This window comes from Natrialba aegyptia DSM 13077 (genome assembly GCF_000337535.1).
Taxonomy (GTDB): domain Archaea; phylum Halobacteriota; class Halobacteria; order Halobacteriales; family Natrialbaceae; genus Natrialba; species Natrialba aegyptia.
Window position 1 is genome coordinate 29,828 of the sequence record NZ_AOIP01000020.1, and the last position, 15,596, is coordinate 45,423.

Consider the following 15,596-nt stretch of genomic DNA (forward strand, 5'->3'; position numbering starts at 1 on the left):
CGGAGTGGATTTCTGTTCAGTGAACCCAGTTATTATCTTCCCAATGGTTGTCCGTGGTCGTCGGTTGGATACTTGAATCCACGCGCCATGGGATCGGATGAAAACAGTTTGTCGACATATTCGTATAGGATGAATCACAACTAGCCGACAGAGCGTTCGTTGCTCAAAGACGCCAACCAGAATATGCAACCAATATACTGCCAATAATGGAAAGAACTATTTGAATCATAAACGCACCCTTCTTTGTAATCCAGGGGCTCCCTTCAGAACTATATCCAGTCCTGTAGTAATAATCTCCATTTTGTTCAATTATTCTACCTTGCTCGAATTCCTCAATTTCTTCATCATATACAGTAACTGATCCCGTTTCAACAGCCTCCTTTATTTCTGAAGGCCGATCTTCTAATGAGATTGCAGTATATTCAACTGCTTCCATATTAGAGATTTCCTGTAATGTGAACGTAGTGGTATCATTGATAATCTCACTTTCTGGCCGATAGACCTTCTCTTCAATTTGAACTACAGGGTAGAATGGCCCTCTATCGATACTACCATTATATTCTATTTCCCCTTCGTTACGTACTTCCTCTTCAAACACGCATTCTCTCGCCCCGGGACAATTTAGAACTTCTTCTGATGAAAGAAGTGCTGATTCAGCTATTGATTCATTTTCTATTTCATCAACACGATACGTAATCCCATATTCTTCTCCTGAATTAATATTTAGATATATGGGATTCAATATAGTTATTAGTCCGATAGAAAATGACAGTACAACAACCAAGAAATTCCTTCTAATCATACACTATCTCTAAACATAGTCCCGTATATTAATTACGTAGCTATGGGGTATTTAAACATATAGTGTGTGTCTTGTGGGATTCACACCGATTATCCGTCTGGCACACTATCTACATCAAAGTTGAAAGAGTCCCCCCTTCACCTGCAGTAAATAGGACGACTTCTCCATCATTTCGATCTACTTCAACAACCTCAAATCCACGAGACCATTCTGCAGAAATCCTTTCATTGTATAGCTATTTCCACCCTCTATATCGAATACAATAATGCGGTGGTCGTGATCCAGCTTCTACCTCCCTCGGTACTACCCAAATCCCAGCAACGACCGCAGCGTCCGCGTCCGCACGCCACACTCCGAGGTGAACTCGCAGGACTCACACTTCGAGCGGTTGTCCGTCCGCGCCGGCGGGCCGTCTAACTCTCGAACCGTCCGCAGCGCGCGCCGATACCGGGCCTTCCGGCGCGTCGTCATCGTCACCGACCGAACCACGCCGTAGGCCGGATACTCGATCCACACCCGTTCGACCGGCGTCTGGTGCTCCCAGGCGAGCGCCTTCGCCGCCGCGACGGCGTGTACCGACCGAGACTCCCAGACCCCCTGCTCCGGCGGCGAGCCTGTTGCGACCAACACCGGCTCCAGCGGGTCAACGAGCACTTTGTGAACGCGGCCGCGACAGTCCCGTCCACTCACGATCACATCCCGTTCGTGCGGCTCACAGAGCCGCTGCCAATCGCCGTCGGCCGCGAGTTCATCGCGCGTCTCGGCCAGCGTCCGCCGGTATGCCGCCGGTGGCCGCGCGATCGGTTCGGATTCGAGTTCGGTTACGGACGCATCGAGCAGGTGCTCGTACCGGGTTGCGAGGTCGCGAATCGCCTCGACCGCCGGCGGGGGGTCGCGGTCGGTTTCACGAGTACGGGCGTAGTAGCACTTTCGCGGGCAGTAAGCGGCGGTTCGGAGGTCACTGAACGTGACGGGAGGACGGGTCACGACCGGTTTGGGCGCGGCTTCCTATAAAAACTGTAGCAGCCGATCGCAGTGGGGAAGATTCCTCACCCGGCGGATTCCGCGGGATAGACGGACCCGCTTAGAAGTCGACGTCCGTTTCCATTCCCTCGGTCGCGTCTTCGAGGCCGTCCTCGCGGACGTCGGTCGCCATCTGCGCCGAAAGGTCGGCGTCGGCGAGGATGCTGTCGAACTCGTCGCGGTAGCGGTCGTTAGCCGCACGAGACTCGTCTTTGGCCGCGGCGACGCGGCGGAAGCGGCGGATGTCGGCCGCCGTAACGCCGTACTCCTCGGCGAGCGTTTCGTCGTCTTCCTCGCGGTCGCGGATCGCGACGAGGTCGACTTCGTCGGCGTCGTCCTCGCCGACGAGATGCAGCGCCATGCGGGCCTCGAAGACCGTTTCGGCGTCGCTTCCGAGGTCGGCCGCGATGGTCGCGTCGTCCCGTCCGTCGTAGAATCCGTTCGCGACCGCGATCAACTCCTCGTCTTCGAGGGGCGTTTCGAACTCGTATCGCTCGCGCAGCTGTGTGACGACGCTCTCGAGGCGCTCGTCGTCGGACCGTTCGTCCCGTTCGAGCGAGCCGCGGGTGTTTTCTTGGGATTCGGTGATGGTCTCTTCGCCGTCGGTAACGTCGGTGAAGATGTCCCGGAGTTCTTCGGTTTTGTCGTTCATGGGTGGACACTCCCGAGGGCAGTCTATTTAAGGCTGTTGCCAGATGGCAGTGGGCGCAAATCTAACATCGACAACGATTATAAACTTGAAAACTCGACTACTATTTCCGCAAGACGGCGGAGAGATCGCCTGTCGTGCGGTGTGGCAAGAATTAAGTCACGCCCCACCCCGTGGTTGAACATGAACACCATAGCACAGGCGGCCGAAGGACGGGAGACCTACCTGGGGATCAGTGACGTTGGCTACGTCCTGTTCTATCTCCTCGTGGCGATCGCCGTCACCGTTTTCGCCTACGGCGTCTATCAGCGCGTCCGGCGGTACACGCGGGGTGACGACGATCCCTTCGATCGCGTCTCCGACCTGTCGAACCGCGTCGTGAGTAGCGCCAAGATCGTGCTCTCGAACGAGAAACAGTTCAANGACGACGATCCCTTCGATCGCGTCTCCGACCTGTCGAACCGCGTCGTGAGTAGCGCCAAGATCGTGCTCTCGAACGAGAAACAGTTCAACAGGGACCTCTACGGCGGATTGATGCACTCGTTTATTCTCTGGGGATTCCTGACGCTGTTCATCGCGACGTCGATCATCGTCGTCGAACAGTACGGTACCGAGATATTCCTCGGAATCGTCTTCTGGGAGGGCGACTTCTACCTGGCCTACCAGTTCATCGTCGACGCGATGGGACTGCTGTTCGTCGTCGGCATCGGGATGGCGCTCTACCGGCGCTACTGGGTCCGGAACCACCGTCTCTGGGGCCGTCACACCTCGAACGAGGACGACATTTTCATCTGGACGCTGTTCGGCCTCGGCCTCGGCGGCTTCCTCCTCGAGGGCGCGCGGATCTACGTGACCGGCATGCCGGACCACGAAATCGTGAGCTTCGTCGGCTACGGCATCGCGATGGTCCTGCAGGCGATCGACCTGCCGACCAGCGGCGCTGCGCTCGAACCGGCGACCTACGCCGCCGGCGACTACTTCGGCGCGAACGCCGAGACGCTCCACTGGGCGTTCTGGTGGAGCCACTCGCTGCTCGCTCTCTTTTTCATCGCGTGGATTCCCTACGCCAAGCCGTTCCACATGCTCTCGTCGTTCGCGAACGTCATCACGCGCGACGAGAAAGCCGGTACGCGCCTGCCGAACGTCCCGTCGGACTTAGACGCGACGAACGCCGAGTCCATCGACGACTTCACCTGGAAGGAAATCCTGGACCAGGACGCCTGCACCAAGTGCGGTCGCTGCTCGTCTGTCTGTCCCGCCAAGGCCTCCGACCGCCCGCTCGACCCGCGAAACGTCATTCTCGACCTGAAGAAATACCGCGAAGAACTCGACGCCGGCGGCGAGGAGAAACCGATCATCGCCGACGGCGGGACGAGCGTCATCAATACGGAGACCATGGAATCCTGTATGGCCTGTATGGCTTGCATGGACGCCTGTCCGGTTGAAATCGAGCACCTCCAGTCCTTCACCCGACTCAATCGCCAGATGACCGACCAGGGCGACGTGTCCTCGTCCATGCAGGACGTCTTCCAGAACGTCATGCAGGACGGCAACACCTTCGGCGACAGCCCCCGAAACCGCGCCGACTGGACCGACGACCTCGAGTTCGACGTTACCGACGCCCGCGAGGAGGAAGTCGACTACCTCTGGTACGTCGGCGACTACCCGAGCTACGACGAGCGCAACAAGCAGGTCGCTCGCTCGCTGGCGACCATCTTGCAGGAAGCCGACGCGAGCTTCGGCATCCTCTTCGAGGACGAGAAGTACGACGGCAACGACATCCGCCGCGTCGGCGAGGAGTTCCTCTACGTCGAACTCGCCGGCCACCACGTCGAAACCTGGGCGGACTGCGAGTTCGACAAAATCGTCTGTACCGACCCACACTCCTACAACACCTTCAAGAACGAGTATCCGGAGGTCGACTTCGAGGAGTTCGCCGACGACCCGATGATGCCCTTCGAGTACACCGACGAGTGGAACGCGGACGGCGAGATCGACGTGCTCCACTGGACCCAAGCCGTCGAAGAACTGGTCACCGAGGGCCGACTCGACCTCGACGGCACCGAACTCGACTACACCGTCACCTACCACGATCCGTGTCACCTCGGCCGGTACAACGACGAGTACGAGGCCCCGCGCGAACTCATCCGTGCCACCGGCTGTGAACTCGACGAGATGCCGCGCAACCGCGCGAACTCGTTCTGTTGTGGCGGCGGCGGTGGCGGCCTCTGGATGGACTTCGAAGAAGAGCCGAAGCCGAGCGAGGAGCGCATCCGCGAAGCGTTAGAGGACACCGACTCCGGTTCCGGCGTCGAGAAGTTCGTCGTCGCCTGCCCGATGTGCATGACGATGTACGAAGACGGCCGCAAGACCGGCGGCTACGAGGACGACATCGAAGTCGTCGACGTGGCTGAACTCGTCGTCGAGGCAATCGGTGCCGAGGACGAGGCGAACCTCGAAATCGCGGCGGACTGAGCGGATACTGCGTTCTTTTCGGCGAATCCGTGTCTGTGGTTCGTACGGAGTGACGGCTCTTGGCTCGACTGTCACCGAATCATCGTCGCTGTGCGGTCGCTATGGCTCGTCTCCAGTGTTCGCCGGCAGGGTGAACACGAACGTTGCCCCGTCGCCAGGCTCCGATTCGACCCAGATCTCGCCACCGTGGCGTTCGACGATTCGTTGCGTCAGTGCCAGCCCGAGTCCGGTGCCGCTGTGTTGGGTCCGGCCGTGAAGCCGCTGGAACACCTGAAAGATTCGGTCGGTATCGTTCGGATCGATCCCGACCCCGCTATCGGCGACTGCGAGCCGCCACATCGATCCCTCCCGCTCGGCCGAAATTTCGACGGCAGGCGGCTCGTCGCCGCTGTACTCGATCGCATTACTCAAGAGGTTCTGGAACACCTGTCGGAGTTGGCTCCGATCGCCGCTCACACGCGGCAACTCCTCGGCACCGATTTCCGCGTTCGACTCGTCGATTTGCAGCTGCAAATCGTCGACGACGTTCTCGAGAACACGATCGAGTGCGACCGGTTCGAACGGCTCGCCTTGCGTCTCGACCCGTGAGTACTCGAGCAGCCCGTCGATCATCTCGCGCATCCGCTCGGCTCCGTCGACGGCGAACTCGATGAACTCCTCACCGTCCGTATCGAGTTCGTCGCTGTATCGTTGTTCGATGAGTTGCAGGTAGCTGCTTACCATTCGAAGCGGTTCCTGCAGGTCGTGCGAGGCGGCATAGGCGAACTGTTCGAGCCGCTCGTTGGATGCTTCGAGTTTCCGGCGTTGTTCCGTTCGTGTCGTAATATCCCGCCCGATTCCCGCAAGCACCGGATTTCCCGCAGGATCCTCGAGTGCAGCGGCGATGAACTCGTATGGAACGTGCGTGCCGTCTTTCGTGAGTAAGTCCGCTTCAACGCGGGCGTGTCCGGTTTCGAACACCTCTTCGATCGTGTTCGTAATCGACTCGTGGTCGTCCTCGTTGAAGAACTCCAGTGCGTGCATCGACGCTATTTCTTCGTCGGTGTATCCCGTGACCTCACAGACACGCTGGTTCCACCGCTGAAGGGATACGTCCGCGTCGACGACGTAGAACACGTCGTCGATTGCGTTCAAAATGTCGTCCGTATACTCTTTGTACTGGTTGAGTTGGCGTTCGCGATCGCGGAGTGCGTACTCGGCCTCCTTCCGCGGTGAGATGTCTCGGAACAGCCCGACGAAATAGCGATCCTCGTCGAAGAAAAAGTCGTTCAACGAGATACCGAGCAGGACTTCGTGCCCCGATTTGTGCTGGCCGGGGAGTTCGACGTACTCCCAGTCGATGTGTCGGCCTCCGGTTTCGAGATAGCGGTTGAGTGCTTGCAGGTGTGCCTTGCGGAGCCGCTCCGGGATAATACTGAGTTTGCTGCTCCCGACGAGTTCGTGTGGCGTGTAGCCGAGGATTCGCTCGACGGCGGGGTTTGCGTACTGGATCTTACTGTCCGTATCGAGGACGATGATCCCGTCGGACAGTGCGTCGGCGAGAGCTGCGAAGGCTTTTGCCGGTGCTGTTTCTGTGCCGTGGGGCCCGCTCCATTCGGGATGAGAAGCTGCCATCGATGACGGCTCCGAACGGTGATGAAGCGTCCCGATGATACCGTCATTCGTGCTGGAAGAGGGCCGGTCGAAATAGCCGTCAAAAACGGCCGTGTCGCCGTTCGCGGTCGGTATCGTGAGCGGGACTGTAATCACATTCGTGGCCACCGAGTTACCGCTTAGAAAGGCTTCCAGTCGCTCAGGAACTGTCGGTAGAAGTGATTGCAGTGAGCTCCCGCGAAGCGTTTCGGTGGCGTATCCAGTTTTCTCGGCGAGCGTGTCGGTTGCGGTGATGATCTCGCCGCTCTGGGTCAGTTGGACGACTGCGACATCTGCTTGCGCCAACAGCGATGCCAGTTCTCGCGGGACCATCAAATCGCCGTCTGCCGGGGGCCGATCGCCGGAACGGGTCACGAGTGCGTTACTGGTGTGACGATAATAAATTACACTATCGCCGTATAGTTCGTACTCGCAGACGTTTCAATTGCGTCGCCTTTCACGCTATTGGACAGTATCGATGCCGATTTCGATGACCGCCCCACGAAGTTTATAATAATCCGATGAGACCGAGTCGGTATGGACGACATCACGATCGCTACGACGGACGAACTGGACGGCCGAGAAGTAACCGAGTACTGCGGTATCGTCACGGGCGAGGCGGTCATCGGCGCGAACGTCGTGAGCGACATCGCCGCCGGCATTCGAGACGTCGTCGGCGGCCGGAGCGGGTCGTACGAGCGAAAAATCGAAACGGGCCGCGAAGAAGCGATCGCAGATATCCGCGAAGAAGCAGCCGATCTCGGTGCTGACGCCGTCGTCGGGGCCTCCTTCGACTACGAAGAGATGGCAGAGGGCATGCTGTGGGTCAATCTGTCGGGCACCGCCGTCAAAACGCGCCGTCGATAGCGACCGCCGATCGAGTTCAGCGCGCGGTATTCATACGGACTGCTGTCAGTCATTTCCAGCGGAACTGCGCCTGTCCTGCAGTTGCGCCGGTAAATCGTTACAGCAGACCGTATCAGTCCTCGATTTCGATCGCCGGCCGCCCCGGCGCTGCGTTCTTGCGGACGCTTTCGCCGACCTCGTCGGCGTGCACGACCGAAACGGGCGCGTCGAACTCGCGTTCTATCAGCCAGGCCGCAGACTCGAGGGCGTCGTGTTCGTCCTCGGGACCGAGCGTCATCGACAGCGCTTCGCGCTCCGCCTGCAGGTCCTGTCCGTAGTCGGCCGCCACGTCACCCTGTTCGCGGATGTGCGACTCCTGCATGAGTTCGCCGATCAGGTTGTCGGCGTCGCTCTCGACGGCGATTTCGAGGGCGTCGTACTTCCAGGTCGGTGCGACAACGACCTCGATCGCATCGGGATCCTCGATGCCAGCCACGTCGATAATGTCTCGAACGTCCTCGCGCGTGTTCTCGACTAACTGCCGGCGCTTGTCGACGTGCTCGCGGTCGACGCTCGCGGTCGGCCACGGCGCGTCCACGACGAACTCGTCGTTCCCGAGTTCAGCGTACAGTTCCTCGGCCAGGTGGGGCGCGACGGGTGCGAGCAGTCGCACGACGGCGGCAAGGCCGCGCTCGTAGGTTTCGGCGTGTGGTTCCGTGTGACTGGCGTAGTTCCGCAGCGTCCGCGTCAGATCCTGCGTTTCTCGCAGCGCACGGTTGAACGTCAGGTCGTCGTACTTCTCGCCGGCGATGGCGATCGTCGCGTCGATCTCGTTTGCGACGTAGCGCGCGATGGCGTCTTCCTCGCCGCCGGGCTCGTTCGAAACGAAGTCCTCGACCAGTTCCTTTAGTCGTGCGAGGAACGCGTTCGTCGATCGCACGCCCTCCTCGCTCCAGTCGAAGTCGCGTTCGGGCTGGGCGGCCTGCATCATGAACAGCCGCGCGGTATCCGCGCCGTATTCCTCGACGATCCGCTGGGGCGAGACGACGTTGCCCTTCGACTTGGACATCTTCTCGCCTTCCAATTGGACCATCCCCTGGGCGAGCAGGTTCGTGAACGGTTCGCGGTGTTCCAGTCCCTCGTGGTCTGCAAGCACCTTCGTGAAAAAGCGCGAGTAAAGCAGGTGCATCACGGCGTGCTCGATGCCGCCGACGTACTGATCGACCGGCATCCAGTCGTTGGCGCGTTCGAGATCGAACGGGGCGTCTTCCAGGTCTGGAGAGACGTACCGCAGGAAGTACCACGAGGAGTCGACGAAGGTGTCCATCGTGTCCGTCTCGCGTTCAGCCGGTCCGCCGCAGTCGGGACAGGTCGTTTTCTTCCACTCCTCGGCGGCGTCCAGCGGGTTCCCAGTCGTGTTGATGAACTCCGGGAGCTCGACCGGCAGGTCCTCGTCGGGAACCAGCACGGGACCGCAGTCCTCGCAGTGGACGACCGGAATCGGCGTCCCCCAGTAGCGTTGGCGGGAGATTCCCCAGTCGCGCAGCTGGTACTGCGTGGCTTCCTCGGCGCTCTCGATGTCCTCGGTCAGGCGCTCGCGAGCCGCTTCGCTCTCGAGACCGGAGTACTCGCCCGAGTTCACCAGCACGCCGTCGTCGGTGAACGCGTCCTCGCTCACGTCGGGGACCGTCGGCTCCTCGCCCTCGGCGGGTTCGGGTGCGATAACGGGAACGATCTCCTCGCCCATCTTCTCCGCGAAGGCGTGGTCGCGCTCGTCGTGGCCGGGGACGGCCATCAGCGCGCCCGTCCCGACGTCCGAGAGGACGAAGTCGGCGACGTAGACCGGAATCTCCTCACCCGTAGCAGGGTTCGTGGCCGTCAAGTCGGTCGCGACGCCGTTCGGTTCGTCGCCCTCCGGGTCGGCCTCGTGCTCGATGAACTCGCGGACAGTGTCGTCTTCCGCGGCCAACTCCTCGGTGATCGGGTGATCGGGCGCGAGCGCGAAGAACGTCGCCCCGTGGATGGTGTCGATTCGGGTCGTGAAGGCCGTCACTGGACCGTGGTCTTCGATTTCGAAGTCCACCTCGGCACCGTACTGTCGCCCGATCCAGTTGCGCTGCATCTGGCGAACCGAGTTCGGCCAGCCCTCGAGGTCGTCGATATCCTCGAGCAGTTCGTCGGCGTACTCGGTGATTTTCAGGAACCACTGCTCGAGTTCGCGTTGCTCGACGGGGGTGTCACAGCGCCAGCAGAGTTCGGCCTCGCCTTCGACCTGTTCGTCGGCGAGGACGGTCTCGCAGTGTGGACACCAGTTGACTTCGGCGTCGCGGCGTTCGACGAGGTCTTCGTCGTGGAACCGGGAGAAGAGCCACTGGTTCCACCGGTAGTACTCGGGCGTGCAGGTGGCGATTTCGCGGTCCCAGTCGTAGCCAAAGCCCATCGCCCGCATCTGGTCGCGCATCGTGTCGATGCAGTCGATAGTCCAGTCGCGAGGGTTCGTATCGCGTTCCTTGGCGGCGTTTTCCGCGGGGAGACCGAAGGCGTCCCAGCCCATCGGGTGGAGTACTTCGTCGCCGCACATTCGACGGTATCGGGCGTAGGCGTCCGTAATCGTGTAGTTTCGGACGTGGCCCATGTGGAGCTTCCCGGACGGGTACGGATACATGCCGAGGACGTACGTCGGATCGTCGACGTCGTCCGGCGTCCGATACGCGTCCGCGTCGTCCCACGCGGCCTGCCAGCGTTGCTCGACTGCTGCGTGGTCGTATCCCGCGTCGCTCATTAGGTAGGTGTGGGGGCGACGCCGCCCTATATTTTCGCATTACCGCTCGGCGGGAGTTCCGAAGAAACAGCCGTCGTACCATCTAGTCGTCACCGCTTCCGAGACCGACCGCGTTCCGTTCGCCCGGGCCGACCGGCGGCCGTCCTACTCGAGGTGAATCGCCGGCCGGAACGGCTTGGCCTGGCTCGCCTTGCCGTCGGGATCGACCGGGTCACCGTCCTCGTCGTAGACGTCGACGTCGGCGTCGAACTCGCGGCCGAGGAATCCGGACGCGCCCTCGTAAACCGCCCGTTCGTCGATCTCGGACAGGGACGCGAGCGTCGAGTCGTCGCGCTCGCGGACGAACGCGACGAGATCGCCGACGAGAGCGTTGACGGCGTCGCCTTTCTCACGCAACGCCTCGTCTTGCATCACGTCGCCCATGACTCGACCCTGATCCGGACCCACATCACGGACGGTATCGAGGACGCTGCGCTTCCAGTCGGCCGCGACGTAGAGTCGAATCGTCTCCGGATCGGTGTCGGTGACTGCGATGATATCGCGAACGTCTTCGAGGACGCCTTTGCCCAGCCGCTCCCGTTCGATGACGGTTGGATTCTCGAACTCGGGGACGGGTTCGGGCCAGGGAACGTCCTCCGCGGGCTCGCCGGTCAGGCGCTCGTGGAGTTCGTTTGCCATGAACGGGACGAACGGTGCCAGCAGCCGCAGTCGAGTTTCGAGGACCGTCCGCAGCGTCCAGCGGACGCCCGGTCGCCGAGCGCTCACTTCGGGAGCGCGATGCTCGGGGGATGCGTCGGCCCCTCGTTGATAGAGGTTCACGCGGCGGCGGTACCATTTGAGGTGCTCCTCGAAGCGGTAGAAGGCACGCTGGCTGGCGGTACGTGTCTCGAAGCGCTCCATGGCGTCGGTGACGGTACGGACGGTCCGCTGGAGTCGGGCGAGCAGCCAGCGGTCGATCGTCTCGAGGTTTCGCTCGCCTTCGGGTTCCTCGATCACGTCGACGGAGCGGTTCCAGAACCGTTCTAGCTGGTCGCGAGTCGAGCCGACCTCGCTGGCCCGCCAGTCGAAGTCCTGCCACGGCTCGGAGCTGTTCAGCAGGAAGAATCGGACGGTGTCTGCGCCGTACGTCTCGATGGCCTCGTCGGGTAACACGACGTGGCCCTTCGAGGAACTCATCTTCTCGCCCTCGAGCAGGCCCATACCCATGCTGGTAATCCCCTTTGGCCACCGGTCTTCGTCGAAGAGTTCCGCGTGATGGTAGAGGAAGAACGTGAGGTGGTTCGAAATCAGATCGTTGGCCGAACAGCGGTAGTCGACGGGGTACCAGTAGTCCCACTCCTCGCGCAGGTCCAGCGCGCGCTCGTCGGGGTCGGGGTCGGGGTCGGACACGGCGTCCTCGCCGTAGAACAGCGTCTCGAAGAAGTCCCGGTCCATCTCCTCCGGCGGAACGTCCTCGAGCCGGTGGGCGATGGTGTAGTAGGCCATGTAAATCGTCGAGTCCGACAGGGGTTCGATGACGAACTCGTCGTCCCACGGTAACCGCGTCCCAAGCCCGTAATTGCGGATGCAGGGCCACTCTTCGAGCCAGTCGACGGTGTGGGTGTACTGCTCGCGGGTCGTCTCGGGGATCGCATCGAGGTTCTCGATCGCTCGCAGGGCCGTCTCGCTCCACTCCTCGTCGTTGTACCGCAGGAACCACGTCTCCTGTTCGGCGACTTCGACGTCGCCGCCGCAGCGACAGACGACGTCCTCGTCGAAGTCGTACATCGCGTCGAAGACTCCCTGCCGTTGAAAGTGCGATTCGAGTTCGTCTCGAACATCCTCGATACCCTCGCCGCCGAACTCGCCGTACTCCTCGATCAGTTCACCCTGATGGAACTCGCGGTTGTACAGCTCTCGGGTGGCCTCCTCGAGCGCGGGATCGCTCGAGGATTCGACGCCGTGGTCCTCGACGGCGTCTTTCGCGGGGAACTCGCCGTACCCCTCGATGGTGAGGATCGCCCGCGGTTCGATCGCCTGGATCTCGTCCGGATCGAGCCCGTATTCGGTCAGGTCGTCGGCCCGCGCTTTCGCCTCTTTGAGGGCGATCCAGTCGTCGGGAGAGTGGGCCGGAACGGACATCACGACGCCGGTCGCGTTGTCGGTGTCGACGAAGTTAGCCGGAACGACGATGATCTCCTCGTCGGTGACCGGATTCGCGACGCACTCGCCGACCAGTTCGGCTCCCTCGAAGGTCTCCTCGACGTCGACGTTGCGAGCTTGCAGGTCCAACTTCTCTGTCGCTTCCGCGGAGACGATCCACTCCTCGCCGCCGGAAGACGCACCCGCGCCTTCCTTGCCTTCCTCGCCGTTCGAGCCGTCCGAGCTGTCCGAACCGTTAGAGCGTTGCTCGGCGACGTCAACCGTCACGCGGGCGTAGGTCGCGTCGGGATCGACGTACGCGTTGGTGACTCCACGGACCGTCTCCGGGCGGAGCGTGGCCATCGGATAGACGACGCCCCCGTCCTCGTCTTCGAATTTGATCAGGGTATACTCCTGAAATTCCGCATCTTCGCCCTCGAGCAGGTCGTGAGTCGTGACCGGCTGTTCCTCGTTCGTACAGTAATTGACGGGGTGCAGCCCCTTCTCGAGCAGCCCGCGCTCTCTGAGGGCCTCGTACTGCCACGTGATGAACTTCGAATAGCGTTCGTCGTTCGTCGTGAACTCGCGACGCCAGTCGATCGACAGGCCGAGCCGGCGCATCCCTGTCTTGTAACTACAGTCAGCCTCCTCGATGAAGTATCGTGCGTAGCCCATCGGCGTTTCGAGCTCCGTCAGATCGGACTCGGGGACGCCGAAGGCGTTTTCGAGGCTGTGTATCTGCTCCTCCTCGCCGCTTTTGAGCCGTTCGACTGCGCCGACGATCGGCGTGCCCGTGACGTGCCAGCCGATCGGGAACAGCACGTTATCGCCCTGCTGGCGGCGGTATCGTGCGTAGACATCCGGAACCGTGTACGTGCGTGCGTGGCCGATGTGCATCCCGCCGCTCGGATAGGGGTAGGGAACAGTCACGAACGTCGCGTCGTCGGCCCCTCGTCGGTCGGGATCGGCCTCGTACCGTCCCGACTCGGCCCAGCGCTCGCGCCACTCGGCCTCGAGTTCCCGCGGGTCGTAACTCATGACTGCGTATTATGCCGGATCGGGTAAAAGTACTATCACGTTTGGCACGTGCCGCTGACCGAGAAAAGCGTCCCGCGTCGTCGTCCACCAACCGCTCACTCGATGTCGATCCGCTTCGACTCCTCACTTCCCGACTCCTTCGGCAATCGAACGGTCAACACGCCGTTCTCGTATCCGGCCGACACGTCGTCCTCGTCGACCGGCTCCGGCAGCCGAATGCTGCGGTTCGCCGTCTTTCGAGTTCGTTCGTGTCGGAGGTATCGCCCCTCCCCCTCGTCGTCCGCGAACTCGGCTTCCTCGGTGCGGTTCGCTTCGAGTCGCAACGTTCCCTCCGTGAGCGTCAGGTCGATATCCTCGACCTCGTAGCCCGGCAGGTCGGCCGTCACGACGAACTCGTCGCCGGTATCGGTCACGTCGACCGGTACCGTTCCGGGGACCTGCAGGCCGCCGCTTGCCATCCCTTCCTCGACCTGCTTGCTTACGCGGTCGAGCATCTCCTCGATTTCGTCGAACGGGTTTCGTCGCATACGTCCACCTAGGTGTTCGAGGTGGATAAATTCTGCCCGTGATAAAACAACAGAACGGGCGTGCGAGTTCTTCGAGCGGCGCGACCCGTCTACTCCGGCAGCGTCACCAGGTCGTCGTCCAGCGCGTCGAGCAGTACCTCGCGTGCGTGCCCGTCCGGATCGACGTTCTCGTAGACGGCCCGTATTTCGCCGTCGGCGAGGACGAATGTCGTCCGCGGGGCTGTCCCGTCGGTCACGTCGACACCGAAGGCGTCGGCGACCTCGCCGTCGGGGTCCGCGAGCAGATCGAACTCGAGTGCTTCCGACTGAGCGAACGAGCTGTGAGACGCAACGTCGTCGGTGGAGACGCCGTAGACCTCGACGCCAGCCTCCCGATAGGTCTCGCGTTCGCGCTGGAACTGCGTGGCCTCGGTCGTACAGCCGGGCGTGTCGTCGTGCGGGTAGAAGTACACGACGGTCGGATCGTCGAACGCGGGGGAAACCGCTTCGCCGTCCTGGTTTGGCGCTGTCACGGTCGGCGCGTCGTCGCCTGTTGTCAGTGTCATCGTTTCCGGTCGTGTGTCCGCGAGACGAGGGAAAACAGTTTGCGGTCGGTGTCAGTGTCGGTGTCGATGTCGTCGTCCGCGGTCGGCGAATCAGCCTCACTCGACGACGTGTTCCATATCGTACGAGCCGAGTCGCCGCACCCAGCCGTTCTCGGCGAGCGCTTCGAGTTCGGCGATGGCTTCGCTTGTTCGCGCTTCGTAGAGGCCGGCCTCGATGTCGACGTGGAAGATGTAGTCGCCGAGGCGCTGGCCGCTCGGGCGAGATTCGACGCGCGTGAGGTTGATGTCGCGGTCGGCGAAGGGTTCGAGCAGTTCGAGCAGCAGTCCGGGGTAGTTCGCGTTCGGATAGACGACGAGCGTCGTCTTACCGCCGCCTTTCGACCGATCTTCGGCGGGCGCGACCGCGAAGAATCGCGTCGCGTTCGAGTCCTGATCCTGGATGTCCTCGGCCAGCACCTCGAGCGCGGCGTCGTCGGTGGCGTTTGCGGGGTGAGCGATGCCGGCGACGGAGGGATCGTCGCGGGCGAACTCGACGCCCTGGGCCGTGCTCGCGACGGCTTCGAGGGTGGTGTCGGGGTACTCCCGATCGAGATAGGAGCGACACTGGGCGAGGGCCTGCGAGTGGCTGGCGATCGTCTCGAAGTCGGGGCCCTGTGCGAGCAGCGCGTGTTTGATCGGCGTGACGATTTCGCGGACCACGGCCACGTCGTACTCGGCGAGCGCGTCCAGGCTCTCCGTGACGCTGCCCTCGATGCTGTTCTCGATGGGGATGACGCCGCGGTCGTACTCGCCGCTCGCGACGGCATCGACGATCGAGGTCACGGACTGGCGAAAGTCGATCGCATCCGTGTCGGCGATCGACTGTGCCGCCCGGTGCGAGTAGGTCCCTTCGGGGCCGAGTGTCACTGCGGTCATCGCCATTTCATTGCCGAGAGAACGTGAAAATACCCGGGGTTCGTGCCGACGTTGCCGGGGTGTTCGGCGCGGTCGCCGCGGTCCGGCACCGCCTTCCACCCCGGTATCGGCGATAACAGTTATCTGGGGTCGACACAGTCGTGTTCACTACCCCGCAGTTACGGCCGAGTCGTCTCGATACGAACGGCCACAGATATGGATACAGACACTGATACGATGACTGACATACCATCCATTTCGA

At 61.7% G+C, this 15,596-nt stretch carries 11 protein-coding genes; 2 read left to right on the forward strand and 9 right to left on the reverse strand.

Going from position 1 to position 15,596, the window contains the following annotated elements; all coding sequences use genetic code 11:
- Positions 1-163 precede the first annotated feature (163 nt).
- From C480_RS22160 to C480_RS09585, 3 genes are all read right to left on the reverse strand, one after another.
- Positions 164-802: a hypothetical protein gene (locus C480_RS22160; protein ID WP_083873362.1), complete on the reverse strand. Its 639-nt coding sequence runs from the start codon at positions 800-802 to the stop codon at positions 164-166.
- Between the two features lie 303 nt (positions 803-1,105).
- The gene (locus C480_RS09580; RefSeq protein ID WP_006665413.1) at positions 1,106-1,789 is read right to left on the reverse strand and encodes a CRISPR-associated protein Cas4; all 684 of its coding nucleotides are present in this window, start codon (positions 1,787-1,789) and stop codon (positions 1,106-1,108) included.
- Between the two features lie 97 nt (positions 1,790-1,886).
- A complete protein-coding gene (locus C480_RS09585; protein WP_006665414.1) occupies positions 1,887-2,477 on the reverse strand; it encodes a hypothetical protein in 591 nt (196 codons plus the stop codon).
- A 180-nt stretch (positions 2,478-2,657) separates the two neighbouring features.
- Here C480_RS09585 and C480_RS09590 point away from each other — a divergent pair, with 180 nt between their 5' ends.
- The gene (locus C480_RS09590; RefSeq protein WP_006665415.1) at positions 2,658-4,949 is read left to right on the forward strand and encodes a (Fe-S)-binding protein; all 2,292 of its coding nucleotides are present in this window, start codon (positions 2,658-2,660) and stop codon (positions 4,947-4,949) included.
- A gap of 99 nt (positions 4,950-5,048) precedes the next feature.
- Here the strand turns inward: C480_RS09590 and C480_RS09595 are convergent, their stop codons facing one another.
- Positions 5,049-6,914 carry a sensor histidine kinase gene (locus C480_RS09595; protein WP_006665416.1) on the reverse strand — a complete coding sequence of 622 codons (1,866 nt, stop codon included), beginning with the start codon at positions 6,912-6,914 and terminating at the stop codon, positions 5,049-5,051.
- A 204-nt stretch (positions 6,915-7,118) separates the two neighbouring features.
- Here C480_RS09595 and C480_RS09600 point away from each other — a divergent pair, with 204 nt between their 5' ends.
- Positions 7,119-7,448 (forward strand): YbjQ family protein, encoded by a 330-nt coding sequence (locus C480_RS09600; protein WP_006665417.1) that lies wholly within the window; start codon positions 7,119-7,121, stop codon positions 7,446-7,448.
- A 112-nt stretch (positions 7,449-7,560) separates the two neighbouring features.
- Here C480_RS09600 and leuS (C480_RS09605) read toward each other — a convergent pair whose 3' ends face one another.
- The 5 genes from leuS (C480_RS09605) to pheA all read right to left on the reverse strand — a co-directional run bounded on the left by leuS (C480_RS09605) (position 7,561) and on the right by pheA (position 15,355).
- Complete coding sequence (gene leuS, locus C480_RS09605) at positions 7,561-10,209, reverse strand: leucine--tRNA ligase (protein WP_006665418.1); 2,649 nt, start codon at positions 10,207-10,209, stop codon at positions 7,561-7,563.
- A gap of 144 nt (positions 10,210-10,353) precedes the next feature.
- Positions 10,354-13,368 carry a leucine--tRNA ligase gene (gene leuS, locus C480_RS09610; RefSeq protein WP_006665419.1) on the reverse strand — a complete coding sequence of 1,005 codons (3,015 nt, stop codon included), beginning with the start codon at positions 13,366-13,368 and terminating at the stop codon, positions 10,354-10,356.
- A 95-nt stretch (positions 13,369-13,463) separates the two neighbouring features.
- On the reverse strand, positions 13,464-13,895 hold the full coding sequence (locus C480_RS09615) for an Hsp20/alpha crystallin family protein (protein ID WP_006665420.1): 432 nt from the start codon (positions 13,893-13,895) through the stop codon (positions 13,464-13,466).
- Positions 13,896-13,984: 89 nt separating this feature from the next.
- On the reverse strand, positions 13,985-14,440 hold the full coding sequence (locus C480_RS09620) for a peroxiredoxin (protein WP_006665421.1): 456 nt from the start codon (positions 14,438-14,440) through the stop codon (positions 13,985-13,987).
- 96 nt (positions 14,441-14,536) lie between these two features.
- On the reverse strand, positions 14,537-15,355 hold the full coding sequence (pheA, locus tag C480_RS09625) for a prephenate dehydratase (RefSeq protein WP_006665422.1): 819 nt from the start codon (positions 15,353-15,355) through the stop codon (positions 14,537-14,539).
- Positions 15,356-15,596 lie beyond the last annotated feature (241 nt).

What these genes read in the sequence shown, in the direction of transcription:
- C480_RS09600 (WP_006665417.1), top strand. Translation starts at nt 7,119, where the DNA reads ATGGACGACATCACGATCGCTACGACGGACGAACTGGACGGCCGAGAA.
- pheA (WP_006665422.1), bottom strand. Translation starts at nt 15,355, where the DNA reads ATGACCGCAGTGACACTCGGCCCCGAAGGGACCTACTCGCACCGGGCG.
- leuS (WP_006665419.1), bottom strand. Translation starts at nt 13,368, where the DNA reads ATGAGTTACGACCCGCGGGAACTCGAGGCCGAGTGGCGCGAGCGCTGG.
- leuS (WP_006665418.1), bottom strand. Translation starts at nt 10,209, where the DNA reads ATGAGCGACGCGGGATACGACCACGCAGCAGTCGAGCAACGCTGGCAG.
- C480_RS09620 (WP_006665421.1), bottom strand. Translation starts at nt 14,440, where the DNA reads ATGACACTGACAACAGGCGACGACGCGCCGACCGTGACAGCGCCAAAC.
- C480_RS09585 (WP_006665414.1), bottom strand. Translation starts at nt 2,477, where the DNA reads ATGAACGACAAAACCGAAGAACTCCGGGACATCTTCACCGACGTTACC.
- C480_RS22160 (WP_083873362.1), bottom strand. Translation starts at nt 802, where the DNA reads ATGATTAGAAGGAATTTCTTGGTTGTTGTACTGTCATTTTCTATCGGA.
- C480_RS09615 (WP_006665420.1), bottom strand. Translation starts at nt 13,895, where the DNA reads ATGCGACGAAACCCGTTCGACGAAATCGAGGAGATGCTCGACCGCGTA.
- C480_RS09595 (WP_006665416.1), bottom strand. Translation starts at nt 6,914, where the DNA reads ATGGTCCCGCGAGAACTGGCATCGCTGTTGGCGCAAGCAGATGTCGCA.